The organism is Leuconostoc carnosum (genome assembly GCF_007954525.1).
GTDB classification, from domain to species: domain Bacteria; phylum Bacillota; class Bacilli; order Lactobacillales; family Lactobacillaceae; genus Leuconostoc; species Leuconostoc carnosum.
Genome location: NZ_CP042374.1, coordinates 942603 through 957810, shown reverse-complemented (window position 1 = coordinate 957810; position 15208 = coordinate 942603). Strand labels below are relative to the sequence as shown.

The window sequence follows — 15208 nt, the reverse complement described above, 5'->3', positions numbered from 1 at the left end:
ATGCACCTATAGCGCAATTGGATAGAGCGTCTGACTACGAATCAGGAGGTTGCAGGTTCGACTCCTGCTAGGTGCATAGAGGTTGAAGGAATTCAAACTCTTTTTTAAGTTTAAAGGGGCAAAAGCTCTCGTAGAACTTTTCGGGACGTAGCTCAGCTTGGTAGAGCACCTGGTTTGGGACCAGGGGGTCGCAGGTTCGAATCCTGTCGTCCCGATTGGCAATAAAAGTTGTCAAAGAAGATCGCGGTGTAGCTCAGCTGGCTAGAGCGTCCGGTTCATACCCGGGAGGTCGAGGGTTCGATCCCCCCTGCCGCGATAGGCTCGATATAGGACCTTTAGCTCAGTTGGTTAGAGCAGACGGCTCATAACCGTCCGGTCGTTGGTTCGAGTCCAACAAGGTCCATGCAGGACTACTGTATTGAAACAATGGAGAATTACCCAAGTCTGGCTGAAGGGAACGGTCTTGAAAACCGTCAGGTCGAGAAATCGGCGCGTGGGTTCGAATCCCACATTCTCCTTAGGTAGAGATACCGATTAAAATTATCGCGGGATGGAGCAGTCTGGTAGCTCGTCGGGCCCATAACCCGAAGGTCGTAGGTTCAAATCCTGCTCCCGCAATTGGTCGCATGGTCTAGCTGGTTAGGACGCCTGCCTGTCACGCAGGAGATCGCGGGTTCGAGCCCCGCTGTGACCGTTTAGTATGAGCAGTACTAAGATGGCGCTGTAGCTCAGTTGGTAGAGCATACGATTGAAGCTCGTAGTGTCGGCGGTTCGATTCCGTCCAGCGCCATAGATACACAGAGTGTATCCGACAAAGGATCTGCGAATGTAGTTCAATGGTAGAATTCCAGCCTTCCAAGCTGGCTATGCGGGTTCGATTCCCGTCATTCGCTTTTATGCGGTATGCATAGAAAGAGGGCCTGTAGCTCAGTTGGTTAGAGCACTGTGTTGATAACGCAGGGGTCACAGGTTCGAGTCCTGTCAGGCCCATCAGATGAAGCAAGTCACGTGAGTGCCTTGCTTTTTTTGTCTTTGAAAATAATATTTCACTAACTATTTATTTAATTGTCTATTGATTAACTCCTAGTTGTCAACGTACTTTACAATTAAATGAGATTGTGAAATTTTTTTGCGCTGCTTGTGAAAAAGTGGTACTCTAAGAACAGCCGTTTTTTATTTACAATTGTTTGTGTAAAGAATAGTGCAAAAATGAATGAAGGTTTCTGAAAATGGATAGCGTAAAGACCGTATTAAGATTGTCCCCATCACCCACGTAGCAATATTTTCTTGAAAAAAATGTTGTGTCGGTGAAAAATTGAGAATGGACTTATGGAAGACAAATTATTTAATAAAGGTTTTATTACAATTACGATTATTAACTTTATTGTGTATCTTGTGTATTATCTAATGATGGTTATTATTGCGGTCATTGCACACAATGAATTACATGCGAGTTTTGGACAAGCTGGAATGGCATCAGGAATTTACATTATTGGTACCCTGCTAGCACGATTAATTATGGGAAAAGAACTAGAATTAATCGGACGAAAACGCGTAGCACGTTGGGGAGTGATTTTTTATTTAATTACTACAATTGCTTACTTAACAATACCAACTATAGGTACCTTAGATATTGTTCGTTTATTAAACGGATTTGCGTATGGAATGACATCAACAGCATTAAATGCTATTGTTACCGAATTTATTCCTGAAAATCGTAAAGGTGAAGGTATTAACTATTACGGATTAAGTACGAGTTTAGCTGCAGCTATCGGACCGTTTATTGGTTTGCTGTTGTTAAATATGACGAGTTTCCACTTTATTGTGTTGCTATCAGTTGCTATGATTGCTTTGTCAATGATTGCGCTGTTTGCTATTCAAATTAATAATGTGAAATTAACTGCAGAACATTTAGCAGAATTAAAGTCTTGGAAAGTTTCAAGTTTTATTGAATATAAAGTATTATTGATTGCTTTCATTGGATTTTTGATGGGGCTCTCGTATTCAAGTGTGCTATCTTTCTTAGCATCATATGCACAAAGCATAAATCTTGTATCGATTAGTTCATTCTTCTTCGTAGTTTATGCTGGTATAGTGACGGTAACACGTCCTATGTCTGGTCGTATCTTTGATCGCTATGGTGAAAACTATGTGATGTATCCGAGTTACATTTTCTTGACACTTGGTTTAATCGTGCTAGGATTGACCACGAATGGATTAATGTTATTAGTATCAGGTGCATTTATTGGTTTGGGATATGGTACATTTATGTCCAATGGACAGGCAGTTACTTTGAAATTGGTATCTAGTCATCGAATTGGTATTGCGCTGTCAACCTACTTCATCGGTTTGGATCTTGGTTTAGGTGTAGGACCATATGTCTTTGGTGCATTGCACGGACAAGTTTCATTTAGAGGATTATACTTTATTGCAGCAGCAATTCCAGTAGTATCTGCAATTCTTTATCTTCTTTTCTATAAGTCAGGTAAAAAGAGTTCACAACCTGCTAAAAAATTAGCCTAAATGTCTGTCATTTAAAATAAAAAAATAGCAAAAACCCATTGGTGGTATAAAAATACAACCAATGGGTTTTTGCTATTTTATAATTGCCAATCATCAAGTGTTTCTACTTCGTGGGTAGGTTTAACAGAGGTATTTTGAATTTGTTCGTGTGTTGAGACACCAGAATAAACCAATAGCGTGTCAATATCATTATTAATGCCTGCCAGAATATCTGTATTATAATTGTCGCCAACCATGATAACGTCTAATTTTTGCAAATTCATACGTTTTAAGGCACCAGTCATAATAGGAGATTCGGGTTTTGCAATGACTATTGGGGTAGTTTGTGTCGCTGTTTGAACGGCAGCAATTAAGGCGCCAGCTCCAGGAGTCATACCACGTTCTGTTGGCAAATTTGTATCACGGTTTGTGGCGATAAATTTTGCACCGGCATTAATCGCTAATGTGGCGACTGTTAGTTTTTCGTAGTTAATATCACGATCTAAACCAACAATGACTGCTTGTACATCTGTATCAGATGATAAATTAAAGCCTGCGTTTAATAAGGCTTCGCATAATCCAGGCTCACCAATGACATATATTTTAGCATGTGGTGGTAGGATAGTTATCAAATAATCAGCTGTTGCCAGCGCACTAGTGTATATTTGATCTGGAGTAGTGGTGATATCATGATTAGTAGTTAAATTGGCCGCGACATCAGCAGGGCTTTTAGTAGAATTATTCGTAACAAATAGGTAAGGTATATTTTCTTTTTTTAAACGATCAATAAATCGTTTGCCACTAGGGTATTTTGTTTTACCACGATAAATTGTACCATCTAAATCAATGAAATAAGCTTTGTATTTTTTCATATTTTGTATTTAATCTCCATTTAATTTCAATTAATTATATTATATACATCAACAAGTGTTGATATCAAACAACGAATCAACGGACTTCTCTCCAATCTCAATCTCCCTAAAATAAAATCTCCTAAAACATTTTATAAAATGTCCGCCCACAAGTAATTGTGGGTTTTCGTTTTCTAAAGACATTTTTATACAGATATAATATCAAACGAGTAAAATAGAATTATGCAATTCGGGCTGTATCATGTATGGCCGAATAATCTTTTGGAGAAATCATGGCAAAAAAAAATCGAACACCCCCATTTTTAATACCTTCAGCAATTGTCTCATTTATTATTGCCATTAGTGCGGCTAATTTAGCCGTTAATGTTGCGACAGGAACTAATGAAGGTGGTAAAAGACCACCACAACAAAGTAGTGTGATGCCTTCAGAAAGCGATTCTCAAACAAGTAGTTCAAAGATGGTGGATAAGTCGAGTAGTAGTAATAGTACATCAGATGCGTCTTCAGAATCAACGTCAGAGTCATCAGCGGCAACAACAACGAGTGCCAGTGATGCATCATCTTCTTCTGTAAGTTCATCAGATGCGTCTGATACTAGCAGTGGACAACAAGAAAATAAAGATAGCAGTACATCAAGCGCTAATACATCCTCAGCTGTTTCACAAAATAGTGCCACCAGTAGTTCGGAGGAAACACAATAATGTTAACAATTCTTGATCTGATAAACCATTATCTTGGTTATTTTACCACTAATTCAAAGACAAAAGGGCGTATTTATACAGTTGTTAGCGCCATAGGTGTGTGGTACCTATTGTATTTGGCATATCGCTTCTTCGCCAACGGGCGTTGGTTACGTGGCACGTTGATTGCTGGCGTGTTTATACTGTTATTATATTTTGTCTTTTTAAATATTTTGTATTATTTTACAAAATCAGTTACAAAGTGGGATGTGTCACCGTATATTGAAAAATTATTAGGAGGCCCTCATGTTGAAGAAGAAACACAGCAGCAGACAGTTATTATGCCAGCTAATGGGCTTTATGAGCGTCAAGATGTTATGCCAGGTTTAGTCGATACCAACGCTACACAGCAGGCTAATATGGACCTTTTAGCAACTGAATTAGAGCAATTAGGATTGATGAGCACTAATTATGGACATCTTGGAACGCAAGCACAGCGTCATATTATAGCACAGCATGATATTATTTTTGCTAACCATCCGGGCACGTTATTACCTTATTTTGATATGGTGACAACAGATAATACGGTAAAAATAATGGGGGGTGTTAACCAATTGCAAGCACGTGAGTTAGCGACATTGAGCATGGTTGGCATGGTACCAGCTCGACAGGCGATGGAGAAATATCATCTTGCACTAGCATCAGTTGTCCTCAATGGAGGCATTGGTCATACAGCAACACGGACAGAGTTGATTGAAACTGAGGGGCCATACAGTCTGAAAGTTGAAGTCGCTTATGAAAAAAGACGTTAGGGTAATATAAAACCTCGACATCAGTTAGTATGTCGAGGTTTTATATACATAGCGAGTGGTAATTAACAGGATTTTTTCATGTGAACATGCCAGATGCCAGCATCCAAAAATTCATCACCATAAGCACTAAAACCAAGGCGTTCATAAAATCCTTTGGCTTGAATTTGAGCACCTAAATATAGTGTGTGAATATCATAATTGGTTGCAGTATTTTCTATGAAAGCTATCAAATTAGCGCCAAAACCCTTACCACGTAAGGGGTATAATGTCGCGACACGTTGAATATGCCAGACACCAGATTTTTCTTCTAACGCACGTGCAGTAGCCGCAAGGGTACCATCAACATAGGCTACAAAATGGCGTGCAGATTCTTCATTGCTGGGTGTGTCTATTTCATCAACGAGACTAACGCCTTGTTCGGCAACAAAGACGGCTTGACGGATTTTAAGTGCATCATCATGAACTTTTCCTAATCCAACTTGGTGTATGATTTTTATTGTCATGCTGTTATTATAACAAGATTTTATACAAGATGCATAGGTTATTGGTATAATGGAAATTATGAAAAAACGAGCAAAAAAAAGTTTAAATAATTTTTGGGATCATATTTTATCACCTAAAAATTGGTTAAATCAATTAAATACCCGCATAGGTTTTTTTATGTGGACAATTGTTTTCTTAACGCTTAAAACTATTCTAGCTTATGGCGCCGATTTTCAGTGGTTACATGTTCAAGACTTGTTTCAAATTATTTTAATGTTAGTGAATCCAATTGGATTCACTGTGATGCTCTTTAGTTTAATCTTGTTTATTAAATCAAAGCCGATTTATTATGGGGCATTAATTATCTTAAATGGGTTAATGTCATTATTGTTATATCTGAATGTCATTTATTTTCGTGAGTTCTCGGATTTTATGTCAATTAATACGATACTTGGCTATAAAACAGTGAATCAGGGTGGAAAAGCAGCTGGTGCGATAGCTTTTAATATTCATGACATTTTATTTTGGGTGGATATTATCATATTAATTGTCTTGCTTGTGTTGCGAAAAATTAAGTTTGATAATCAATTATTACCACGTTTTAAGCCATTTAAAATATTTACAGTTGGTGTATTTATCTTCATGGCTAACCTATTATTTTCCGATATTGATCGACCACAACTACTCACACGTCAATTCGATCGAGAATATATGGTTAAATATCTGGGTCTCGGACCATTTACGATATTTGATGCTTTTAATACATACCAAACAGAACAGGTACGTAAAAGTGCAACACCAAAGGAATTAACTCAGGTAAAAGATTATGTTTCCAAGCACTATGCGGGAATTAACCCTGAGTTTTATGGTAAGGCAAAGGGTAAAAACGTTATTGTACTTCATTTGGAAAGTTTCCAACAAATGTCAATTGATCGGCGCATTAATGGACAAGAAGTGACACCGTTTTTGAATAGCATTTATCATGATCAAGGAACAATTGCTTTTGATAATTTCTTTAATCAGGTGGGGCAGGGTAAAACTTCGGACGCTGAAAACATGCTAGAAACTTCTACCTTTGGTTTGCCACAAGGATCGCTGTTTTCCAAATTAGGCAACGATCAAACCTTTCAGGCCATGCCAGGTATTTTGCAACAACGTGCTGGCTATTCAAGTGCTGTGTTCCATGGGAATCAAGGTACATTTTGGAATCGTAATAATGTTTATAAACATATGGGATATCAAAATTGGATATCTAGTGATTATTTTGACTCTACTGGTAAAAAAGCCACAACATGGGGCTTAAAAGATAAGTTATTATTCCGTGATTCGGTACCTTATTTAGAATTATTGCAACAGCCATTCTATGCGAAATATCTGACTGTGACAAACCATACGCCATTTACCTTAGATCGAGCAGACTTAGACCCAGAGTTTGTAACATCAGATACAGGATCGACATTGGTCGATAATTATTTTGTGACTAATCATTACTTAGATGAAGCTGTTAAAGAATTCTTTACTTATTTGAAAAAATCTGGTCTATATGACAATACAATGGTAGTCATGTATGGCGATCATTATGGTATTCCAAATACAGATGCGAAGTATTTAGCCTCTGTTTTAGGCAAAGATAGTGATAAATGGGGGGATTTGGATAACGCGAATCTACAACGTGTGCCGTTCATAGTACATATTCCTGGTATGAAAAAGGGATATATTGATCACCAGTTTGGTGGTGAAATTGATGTGGCCCCAACAATTGAGCATTTGTTAGGCATAAGTACTAAATCTTATATTCAACTTGGACAAGATCTATTGAGCAAAGATCGTTCCAATGTTGTTGCTTTCCGTAATAAGGACTGGATTACACCAACTTATGCGAGTTTATCTGGGCGCTATTGGTCTGTTAAAACAAACGAGATCATTGTGAAACCAAGCGCGAGTTTGCAGAAAAAATTTGATGATATTCAGAGTAGTGTTAACAAGAAACTGGCAATGTCAGATAATTTGAATCAAAAGAACTTATTACGTTTTTACACACCTAAAAAGTTTAAACCAATTGATGCTGATAAATTTAACTATAGTAAGATAGCAACTCAAAATCGTTTAACAAAGCAAAATAAATCACTCGGGCAATATTCAAAGAGTTTATTGGCAAAAAATGGCAATAAATCGACTCTGAGTCAGTATGTCACTGACGCGCCTGAGGCAAATGATGAAACAACTGATTCAACACGTTTGATGCCAAGGAACGCAGATGACTGGAGTCAAAGTGAGTAAGTCAACAATACCAATTGCTGGTGGTATAAATAGTCAGCAGTTGGTTTTTTTGTTGACTTTTTTGGTACAATAGAGGCAATGTCACATGGGAGAGATGCACATGACAAAAATATTGATTGCTTTAGAAAACATTGGTTTAGGCGGTTTGAAGCGTGCGACAACTGTTGTTGGTAACGCTTTGGTTGAAAATCATGAGGTGTCATATTATAGCTTTTCCGATTTAGAACCATTTTATAATTTAGAAGCGCCGCTGATTTTCGGTAAAACACCAGTAACACTGGATAATGGCGCAAAGCCTTTTGAGCGGTTTGCTACCCAAATTTCAGAATTTAATCAAGTAGCAAGTGATTTTGATGTCGTTATTTTGTCAGGTGGTCTATTGTCAAGTTTTGCGGCACGTTTAACGTTACCTCATACACAGCTCATTGGTTGGATGCATAATAATGTCGTGACTTATTTAAAACAGTATTATGCTGACCTCGAAGACGAGTTTATTGCTGGTTTGCGTGCCCTAGATGTTATTGTATCGTTGACGGAATCTGATTTATCTGGGTTTTCTCAATATAATAGAACCGTTAAAATATGGAATCCATTAACAATTACGCCCAGTGGTCACTCAGATTTATCGCAACATCTGATTGCTTTTACAGCTCGAATTGCCATTCAACATAAGGGAATTGATTTTGCAGTACAGTTAGCGGCTAAGCTACCCGATGATTGGCAACTAGCTATGGCAGGTGGTGGTAGCGATGAAGATATGGCAATATTTAAGTCATTGATTGAAAAATATCATGCTGAGAACAAAATTATTTATAGAGGTTCTTTGAAGGATGATGCGTTAAGATCACATTATCAAAATGCTAGTTTATTTGTACAAACTTCACGTTGGGAAGGGCTGCCTTTAGTTTTAGCTGAAGCAATGAGCTTTGGTTTGCCAATTGCGGCTATGCGTAATACAGGCGCAGCGGAAGTGTTAAATGAAGGGCAATATGGTATTTTAACTGATAATGGCGATGTTAATGCATTCTATGAGGCAATTGCACCATTATTGCATGATAAGAAGTTACGACAGACGTATGCTGATCAAAGTTTAGCACGTGTTGAGGATTTTAAAATAGCACCTATTTTAACGCAATGGGAAACGATTTTTAGTGAAAAATGAACAAATAACTCATCGCATATATCAAATTATTAGAGGCTTTCGAATATGAATCAAGAATCAGATTTAAAACAATTTAAAAAACCGACGTTTGAGAATATGAGATTTCGAATTGGTGAATTAGCACGAATGACAGGTGTATCGACACGTCAGTTACGGTACTGGGAGAAGCAAGGTTATGTATTAGCTATTGACCGCGGTGGTGACAATGAGTCACGTTTGTATGGTTTACACGCATATGTTAAGGTATCTATCATCAAACAACATTTAGATGATGGCGAATCACTGCATGACGCGGTTATTGCTGCTGAAAAACAGTTCGAAAATTTTATGATTATTAAACAAATCGTGAAAGTAGCTTTTCAAGGGCTAGAAATAGATGGCGATAAGTCCAAAATTAATCTAGGATACTTTGATGATACAGAAACACAGTGGTTATATGCCTATCTTGAGGACGATAAAATTAAATATCGTTTGGTCGATACGGCAAATAATGAATGCACATGATGACAAGTTGGCATTATCAAATCACTGTTTCCGATGGGCAGGTTGGCAAAACAATTAAAGCGCTATTTATTAGTTGGCTTATTCCACAACGTATTCGCGGTGCACTACGAATGAAACAACATTTTCGTGTTAATGATCATGAGGTACCAACGAATTATGTATTAAAAACAGGTGATGTGCTGACGCTTTTGTTTGAAAATGATGATTTTCGAACGAGTGAATCGCATTATTTACCAAACGATAAACAACAAGTAGCGATTGTTTTTGAAAATGATGATCTTGTTATCGTTGATAAACCAGCTGGTATGAAGATGCACCCACATTCAATAACAGAAACAGATACCTTATTGAACTATTTAGCCGCTAATTTTCAGATGCGGCAACTGCTGAGTGCGAGTGCGCAGGCCAAGCCTTATATGGTCCATCGTATTGATCGTGAAACGTCAGGTCTAGTTATCGTGGCAAAGAATCCGGTGGTTGTGCCAATTTTAAATCGATTATTATCTGAAAAAAAAATTAAGCGTACGTATTTAGCCTGGGTCACAGGTGCAATGGGCGAGCGAAATGGGAGCATTAATGTGCCGATCGGTGTTGATTTCTTGAATGATCGCAAACGGTGGATTAATGGTATAGATGCGCAAACAGCAATAACGCATTGGACGTGTATTCATACTGTTTATCAAAATTCACTTCTTCGTTTACAGTTGGAAACTGGTCGTATGCATCAAATTCGAGTGCATCTCGCTAGCGTTGGGCACCCTATTATTGGTGACTCACTGTATGGTTCACAGAGTGAAGCAACGCGTATGATGTTACACTCTGTCAGTATTGAGTTACCATTGCCTTTTGATGGTGGTCATAAAATCATTACTGGCGCGTTGCCTGTTGATTTTCCGAGACAGCTGATGATTGATTAGGTATTGATAAATAAAAAGAACATCTCATATGAGATGTTCTTTTTGTTTATCAATAAACGTTGAATTAATCTTGGGTAGCAGGTGCTTCAGATTTTGAATTAAAGAAGTTAGCTACGAATGCTGCTAAGACACCACCAAGTAAGTCGGCAACAATGTATACCCAAACATTGGTCAAAGCCTTACCTTGCACGAAGATGGCTGGTGACAAAGCACGAGCCGGGTTGAATGCACCGCCAGTAATTGGCAATGCAACAATGATTAAGACAGCTAAGAATAAACCGATCGCAACTGGTGCAGGCACGTTGGCAAGCTTAGTCACAATAGAAATAACAAGAACAAACAAGAATGTCAAACCAAATTCAAATGCAAAAGCTGAAATACCTTGACCATCAGTGAAGTTTGTTTGACCCATACCAGCTAAGTCAATGAATTGTTTAACTGACATTTTTTGACCAGATAAAGCTTGAGTCACTGTTGATGTTTTTAAGTAACTGGCAACACCACCTAGAACAGCTGCTGAAGCCACAATAGCACCCAATAATTGCGCCACAACATACCAAGCGAAATCAAGCCAAGATAGGCGTTTTTGGATGGCCATTGATAATGACACAGCTGGGTTGAAGTGACCACCAGAAATATGACCGAAGGCATAAATGGCCACCATCAGAGCCAAACCAAAGGCTAAACCAATGGTCAAGGGTGATTGTGCAGTAGCGGATGAATAAACGACACTACCAGTTCCGACGAACACTAAAATAAATGTTCCTAAAAATTCTGCGATGTATTTACGCATGAATATCTTTCTCCTTAATATATCTAAAATTACCAATATATTTAATTATACACGTCCAGATTAAGTAATTGTTAAATGACTTAGAAAAATTAATATAACATAAAGAATAGCTAAGTCATAATTTTTTGTGTTAATCATTTTAATATTTTAGTGTTAATGCATTTAAGGCAACAATAACAGTAGATATTGACATGGCAATGGCACCAAACATTGGATTGATCATTAAACCAATCCATGCAAATACGCCGGCCGCCAATGGAATGGCAATGATATTGTAACCTGTTGCCCACCATAGATTTTGGATTTGTTTTGCATTGGCATGTTTGATGAGTGAAAGGAAAGTAATGATTTTAGGCAATTGGTCAGCAATTAAAATAGCATCGGCAGATGCTTGAGCAACTTCGGTACCAGCACCAATGGCAATGGATAGGTTTGCTTGTGCTAGAGCAGGCGCGTCATTAATGCCATCCCCAATCATCAAAACATCACCGCGAGCCTGGTATTGTGTGATGAGATCAATTTTTTCTTGAGGCGAAACTTGTGAATGAACATCTGTAATACCGAGTGCTTCGGCTGCAGCTGAAGCAGCTTTTGTGTTATCACCAGTAACTAACACGGGTTGAATACCTTGTGCTACGAGATGACCGACGAAATCTTTTGCAGTATCTTTAATAGTGTCACCTTGAACGACTGCAGCAATGACTTGGTTATGACGCAAGAGATACGAAATTGAACCGTCATCTGTCAGTGGTGTAAATGCTACCTGGTTTTCTTTTAAATAACGTGCCGAAACTAATAAGTAGTGCATGTCATCGATCATACCAGAGACACCGTACCCTGCAATATTTTCTACGTGCTGGGCATGCTGATGCGGTGCGTTAGTACTTTTAGCATAGTTAACAATTGATTTGGCGAGTGGATGCGTTGATTGTCTATCAAGGGCAGCCATGATAGATATAGCTTTCATTTTGTCGAAGTCATATGTGACAATGCGTGTGATGGTAAATTGACCGGTTGTCAGGGTGCCTGTTTTATCCATTAAAGCATATCGTAAATGATTACCAGCTGTCAGTGCTTTGCGGTTTTTAATTAGAATACCTTGTGATGCGGCAATTGACTTTGTACGTTGAATAACTAGCGGTACGGCCAAACCCAATGCGTGGGGGCAAGCGATGACCAGAACGGTCACTGCGATATTGGTTGCTGCACTGACACCGCGTAAATAAGTCCAAATAACGAACGCAGTGATGGCAAAAGCCAGAGCAATCCAGAAAAGGTAAGATGCAACGCGATCGGCGAGTGTTTCTGCACGCGATTTTTTGTCTTGTGAATCTGATAAGATCGTTTGTAGTTGACCAATAAAAGACTTCGAACCGACATTGGTCACGCGAACGTCTAATGTACCATTACCATTTATTGTGCCACTTATAATAGGGCTATTTTTAGTTTTGTCGATGAGTTGGCTTTCGCCAGTCATTAGCGATTCATCAACTTGGCTATACCCACTTAGTACGGTGCCATCAGCTGGAAAAGCTTCGCCGGCCAATACCTGTATCACCATGTCATTTTTAAGCGTAGCAATGGGGATATCCATGATTTCATTACCATGTTTGACATGAGCAATATTGGGCAAGAGTGCCCGAAGTTTGGATGTCGCGTCGCCGGCTTGCATTGTGGCGGTCATTTCAATACGATGGCCTAATAACATGATGACGGTCAAAGTCGCGAATTCCCAAAAAAAATCCATGATATGTTCCACGTGAAACAGTTGGTTTACAATTAGGGCATATATGGAATACCAAAAAGTAACGAATAGCCCCATAGTAATTAAACTCATCATGGCTGGTTTTCTGGCTTTGATTTCATTTTTGGCACCCTCAAAAAAAGGTTTGGAACCAATGATATAAAGGATGAGTGATAGTATAGCTGTTAACCAAATACTACCGGGAAATGTTAGAGTGAATGGCAGTGTGATGCCCATAAAAGGTGTGATGATAATGATTGGTATCATTAAAGCAAATGACCACCAGAAACGACGCTTCATATCATGCATGTCCATTGATGCCATACCCGGACTAGTCATAGACATATGAGCCATGTCATGTGACATATGTGATGTCTCATCATGCTGTGAATGATTATGGGACATGTGATTTTCTTGTTCGTGATTCATTTGATGATTGTGTGGATTAGTGGACATGGTGAGTGATCCTTTCTTTTGGTAAACAATCGCAGGCAACTGTGGTTGGTGCTTGTGTTAATTTCTTTTGTAATATACTTTGTAATTGGGTAATGTCATCGCGAGACAGTGTGATATCAGACAGCACCTCTGCTAGTGACTGACCAACGCACATCGCACACATCGCGCCAATTGTGTGTGCTAGTGTATGATGCATGGCTTCTTGTTCGCTGATAATCGGTAAATAGAGACGGTCGCGTGGCGCACCATTATCAGTTAAGTAGCCTTTTTTTTGTAGACGGGTAATGAGCGTTTTGACAGTGGAAGGGGCCCAGTTCTTTTTGAGGCGCATAAAATGAATAATTTGTTTACTGGTGGCCTCATTTAATGTCCATATGATGCGCATTACTTCCCATTCACTTGTTGTCATTGTTTGTTCATGTGTTATCATATCTTTAGTTTACAACTGTAGATTAATAAATGCAAGGTTAAATTTGTCAGTAATGGTATGATAGTATAGTTATTAAAGAGGTTAACATCATGGAAAACTGGCTGACAAAACGTTCACGTCTAACACCGAATCGTGTGGCCGTAACTTATCAAGACAAAGAATTAACATTTTTAGAAGTGAATCAACAAGCACTCCGAGTAGCTGGTAGAATTGCAGCCATCGGTGACAAAAATGACAAAATTGCAGTGATTATGACGAATAACTTGAGTGGTTATTTAGTAATTATGGCATTGCAACAATTAGGTCAAACAATTGTATTTATCAATCGTCGGTTATCCGTTGATGAAGTTAATTATCAGCTACAGGATGCAGGTGTCACGTTATTATTAACGGATGATGCCTATGATGGGGTATTGGCTGTTAATCGTCAATTAAAATTTTCATCCCTACCTGAAGGGAAAAAGATACAGCCAATGGCCGAGTTTCCTGATGAATTTGTCACGAGCATCATGTATACTTCAGGTACATCAAATCGACCAAAGGGTGTGATGCAAACTTTTCATAATCATTTTATGTCAGCAGTGGGCAGTGCTTTGAACCTTGGTGTGACAGCTGAAGATAGTTGGCTGGCGGTTGTACCAATTTTTCATATTAGCGGCTTTTCCATTTTAATGCGTAGTTTGATTTATGGTATGCACGTGATATTAATAGATAAATTTGATGCAGAAAAAATCAACCATATGTTAGTTCATGATACAATTACAACAATGTCTGTTGTACCGGTAATGCTCCAACAATTAGTGGGTCAGTTATCTGAGCATGCCAATTATAATCGGCAGTTTAGAGCCATGCTTTTAGGTGGTGGGCCGACAAACCGAATAACGTTAGAAAAGGCACAATCACATCAAATTCCAATTATTCAGTCCTATGGTATGACAGAAACAGCATCACAAGTTGTGGCACTTGATGCCGCTAGTATAACAACTAAACTAGGATCTGTTGGCAAACCACTATTCCCAGTGTCAGTTGAAATACGTAATACTCAAGGTCAGCCAGCGACTACCGGTAATATTTGGATCAAAACGCCAACCTTGACGGTAGGGTATTTAAATAATTCCCAGCAATTATCTAATAATATAGTAGATGGTTGGTTTAATACAGAAGATTTTGGTTATTTTGATGCGGATGGCTTTTTATATATTCAAGGGCGTGAAGGGGATATGATTAGCTCTGGTGGTGAAAATATTTTTCCAGATGAAGTAGAGTCAGCATACGCCAACATGCCGGGATTGGATGCGATAGTTGTTTTTGGCGTGGCTGATGATAAGTGGGGTTCAGTCCCAGTTGCAGTCGTTTCAGATACGCATGTATCTGCGCGTCAATTAAGGCAATTTGGTCGAGAAAAATTAGCGCATTATAAAGTACCACAGCATTTTTACGTTGCTAAACAATGGTATCGTACGGCTAGCGGGAAAGTGCAAAGACGTTATTTCGCAGCAGACGTACCTGAATTAGAGGAATTACAATAACAGAGGAGGAAAGCTTGAGAACATGTCACAGTATCAAGCTTAAA

Annotated in this window: 13 protein-coding genes and 10 tRNA genes; 18 read left to right on the top strand and 5 right to left on the bottom strand. The window is 38.7% G+C overall.

What is annotated here, in order from left to right:
- Positions 1 to 2: 2 nt before the first annotated feature.
- The 11 genes from FGL89_RS04780 to FGL89_RS04730 all read left to right on the top strand — a co-directional run bounded on the left by FGL89_RS04780 (position 3) and on the right by FGL89_RS04730 (position 2523).
- Positions 3 to 76, top strand: a tRNA-Arg gene (locus FGL89_RS04780).
- 65 nt (positions 77 to 141) lie between these two features.
- Positions 142 to 215 (top strand) — tRNA-Pro (locus FGL89_RS04775).
- Positions 216 to 242: 27 nt separating this feature from the next.
- Positions 243 to 316 (top strand) — tRNA-Met (locus FGL89_RS04770).
- Between the two features lie 13 nt (positions 317 to 329).
- A tRNA-Ile gene (locus tag FGL89_RS04765) sits at positions 330 to 403 on the top strand.
- A 25-nt stretch (positions 404 to 428) separates the two neighbouring features.
- Positions 429 to 518: transfer RNA gene (locus FGL89_RS04760), tRNA-Ser, on the top strand.
- A 26-nt stretch (positions 519 to 544) separates the two neighbouring features.
- A tRNA-Met gene (locus tag FGL89_RS04755) sits at positions 545 to 618 on the top strand.
- 2 nt (positions 619 to 620) lie between these two features.
- Positions 621 to 694, top strand: a tRNA-Asp gene (locus tag FGL89_RS04750).
- Between the two features lie 23 nt (positions 695 to 717).
- Positions 718 to 790 (top strand) — tRNA-Phe (locus tag FGL89_RS04745).
- Positions 791 to 822: 32 nt separating this feature from the next.
- A tRNA-Gly gene (locus FGL89_RS04740) sits at positions 823 to 893 on the top strand.
- A gap of 23 nt (positions 894 to 916) precedes the next feature.
- A tRNA-Ile gene (locus FGL89_RS04735) sits at positions 917 to 990 on the top strand.
- A gap of 339 nt (positions 991 to 1329) precedes the next feature.
- The gene (locus tag FGL89_RS04730; RefSeq protein ID WP_014973565.1) at positions 1330 to 2523 is read left to right on the top strand and encodes an MFS transporter; all 1194 of its coding nucleotides are present in this window, start codon (positions 1330 to 1332) and stop codon (positions 2521 to 2523) included.
- A gap of 77 nt (positions 2524 to 2600) precedes the next feature.
- On the opposite strand, the gene FGL89_RS04725 is transcribed toward FGL89_RS04730, so the two are convergent.
- Positions 2601 to 3374: a TIGR01457 family HAD-type hydrolase gene (locus FGL89_RS04725; protein WP_014973566.1), complete on the bottom strand. Its 774-nt coding sequence runs from the start codon at positions 3372 to 3374 to the stop codon at positions 2601 to 2603.
- 272 nt (positions 3375 to 3646) lie between these two features.
- Between FGL89_RS04725 and FGL89_RS04720 the strand changes: the two genes are divergently transcribed.
- Both FGL89_RS04720 and FGL89_RS04715 read left to right on the top strand, forming a co-directional pair.
- On the top strand, positions 3647 to 4075 hold the full coding sequence (locus FGL89_RS04720; RefSeq protein WP_147000439.1) for a hypothetical protein: 429 nt from the start codon (positions 3647 to 3649) through the stop codon (positions 4073 to 4075).
- Positions 4075 to 4866, top strand: a complete 792-nt coding sequence (locus FGL89_RS04715; RefSeq protein ID WP_014973568.1) for a DUF6681 family protein — start codon at positions 4075 to 4077, stop codon at positions 4864 to 4866. Before FGL89_RS04720 ends, FGL89_RS04715 begins: the two co-directional genes overlap by 1 nt.
- A 62-nt stretch (positions 4867 to 4928) precedes the next feature.
- Here the strand turns inward: FGL89_RS04715 and FGL89_RS04710 are convergent, their stop codons facing one another.
- Entirely contained in the window at positions 4929 to 5369 is a 441-nt protein-coding gene (locus FGL89_RS04710) for a GNAT family N-acetyltransferase (RefSeq protein ID WP_014973569.1), read from the bottom strand.
- Between the two features lie 49 nt (positions 5370 to 5418).
- Between FGL89_RS04710 and FGL89_RS04705 the strand changes: the two genes are divergently transcribed.
- The 4 genes from FGL89_RS04705 to FGL89_RS04690 all read left to right on the top strand — a co-directional run bounded on the left by FGL89_RS04705 (position 5419) and on the right by FGL89_RS04690 (position 10212).
- Positions 5419 to 7629, top strand: coding sequence for an LTA synthase family protein (locus tag FGL89_RS04705; protein WP_014973570.1), 2211 nt, complete (start codon positions 5419 to 5421; stop codon positions 7627 to 7629).
- 100 nt (positions 7630 to 7729) lie between these two features.
- Positions 7730 to 8791, top strand: a complete 1062-nt coding sequence (locus FGL89_RS04700) for a glycosyltransferase (protein WP_014973571.1) — start codon at positions 7730 to 7732, stop codon at positions 8789 to 8791.
- A 45-nt stretch (positions 8792 to 8836) separates the two neighbouring features.
- Positions 8837 to 9295, top strand: coding sequence for a MerR family transcriptional regulator (locus FGL89_RS04695; RefSeq protein WP_014973572.1), 459 nt, complete (start codon positions 8837 to 8839; stop codon positions 9293 to 9295).
- Positions 9295 to 10212 (top strand): RluA family pseudouridine synthase, encoded by a 918-nt coding sequence (locus FGL89_RS04690; RefSeq protein WP_014973573.1) that lies wholly within the window; start codon positions 9295 to 9297, stop codon positions 10210 to 10212. Before FGL89_RS04695 ends, FGL89_RS04690 begins: the two co-directional genes overlap by 1 nt.
- Before the next feature lie 64 nt (positions 10213 to 10276).
- Here the strand turns inward: FGL89_RS04690 and FGL89_RS04685 are convergent, their stop codons facing one another.
- The 3 genes from FGL89_RS04685 to FGL89_RS04675 form a co-directional block, all read right to left on the bottom strand.
- Positions 10277 to 11005, bottom strand: a complete 729-nt coding sequence (locus tag FGL89_RS04685) for an MIP/aquaporin family protein (protein ID WP_014973574.1) — start codon at positions 11003 to 11005, stop codon at positions 10277 to 10279.
- Between the two features lie 139 nt (positions 11006 to 11144).
- Positions 11145 to 13205 (bottom strand): copper-translocating P-type ATPase, encoded by a 2061-nt coding sequence (locus FGL89_RS04680; RefSeq protein ID WP_014973575.1) that lies wholly within the window; start codon positions 13203 to 13205, stop codon positions 11145 to 11147.
- Positions 13195 to 13635 (bottom strand): CopY/TcrY family copper transport repressor, encoded by a 441-nt coding sequence (locus FGL89_RS04675; RefSeq protein ID WP_014973576.1) that lies wholly within the window; start codon positions 13633 to 13635, stop codon positions 13195 to 13197. The genes FGL89_RS04680 and FGL89_RS04675 overlap by 11 nt, the downstream gene beginning before the upstream one ends.
- An 89-nt stretch (positions 13636 to 13724) precedes the next feature.
- Between FGL89_RS04675 and FGL89_RS04670 the strand changes: the two genes are divergently transcribed.
- Positions 13725 to 15164, top strand: a complete 1440-nt coding sequence (locus tag FGL89_RS04670) for an o-succinylbenzoate--CoA ligase (RefSeq protein ID WP_014973577.1) — start codon at positions 13725 to 13727, stop codon at positions 15162 to 15164.
- The last annotated feature ends 44 nt before the right edge of the window (positions 15165 to 15208 follow it).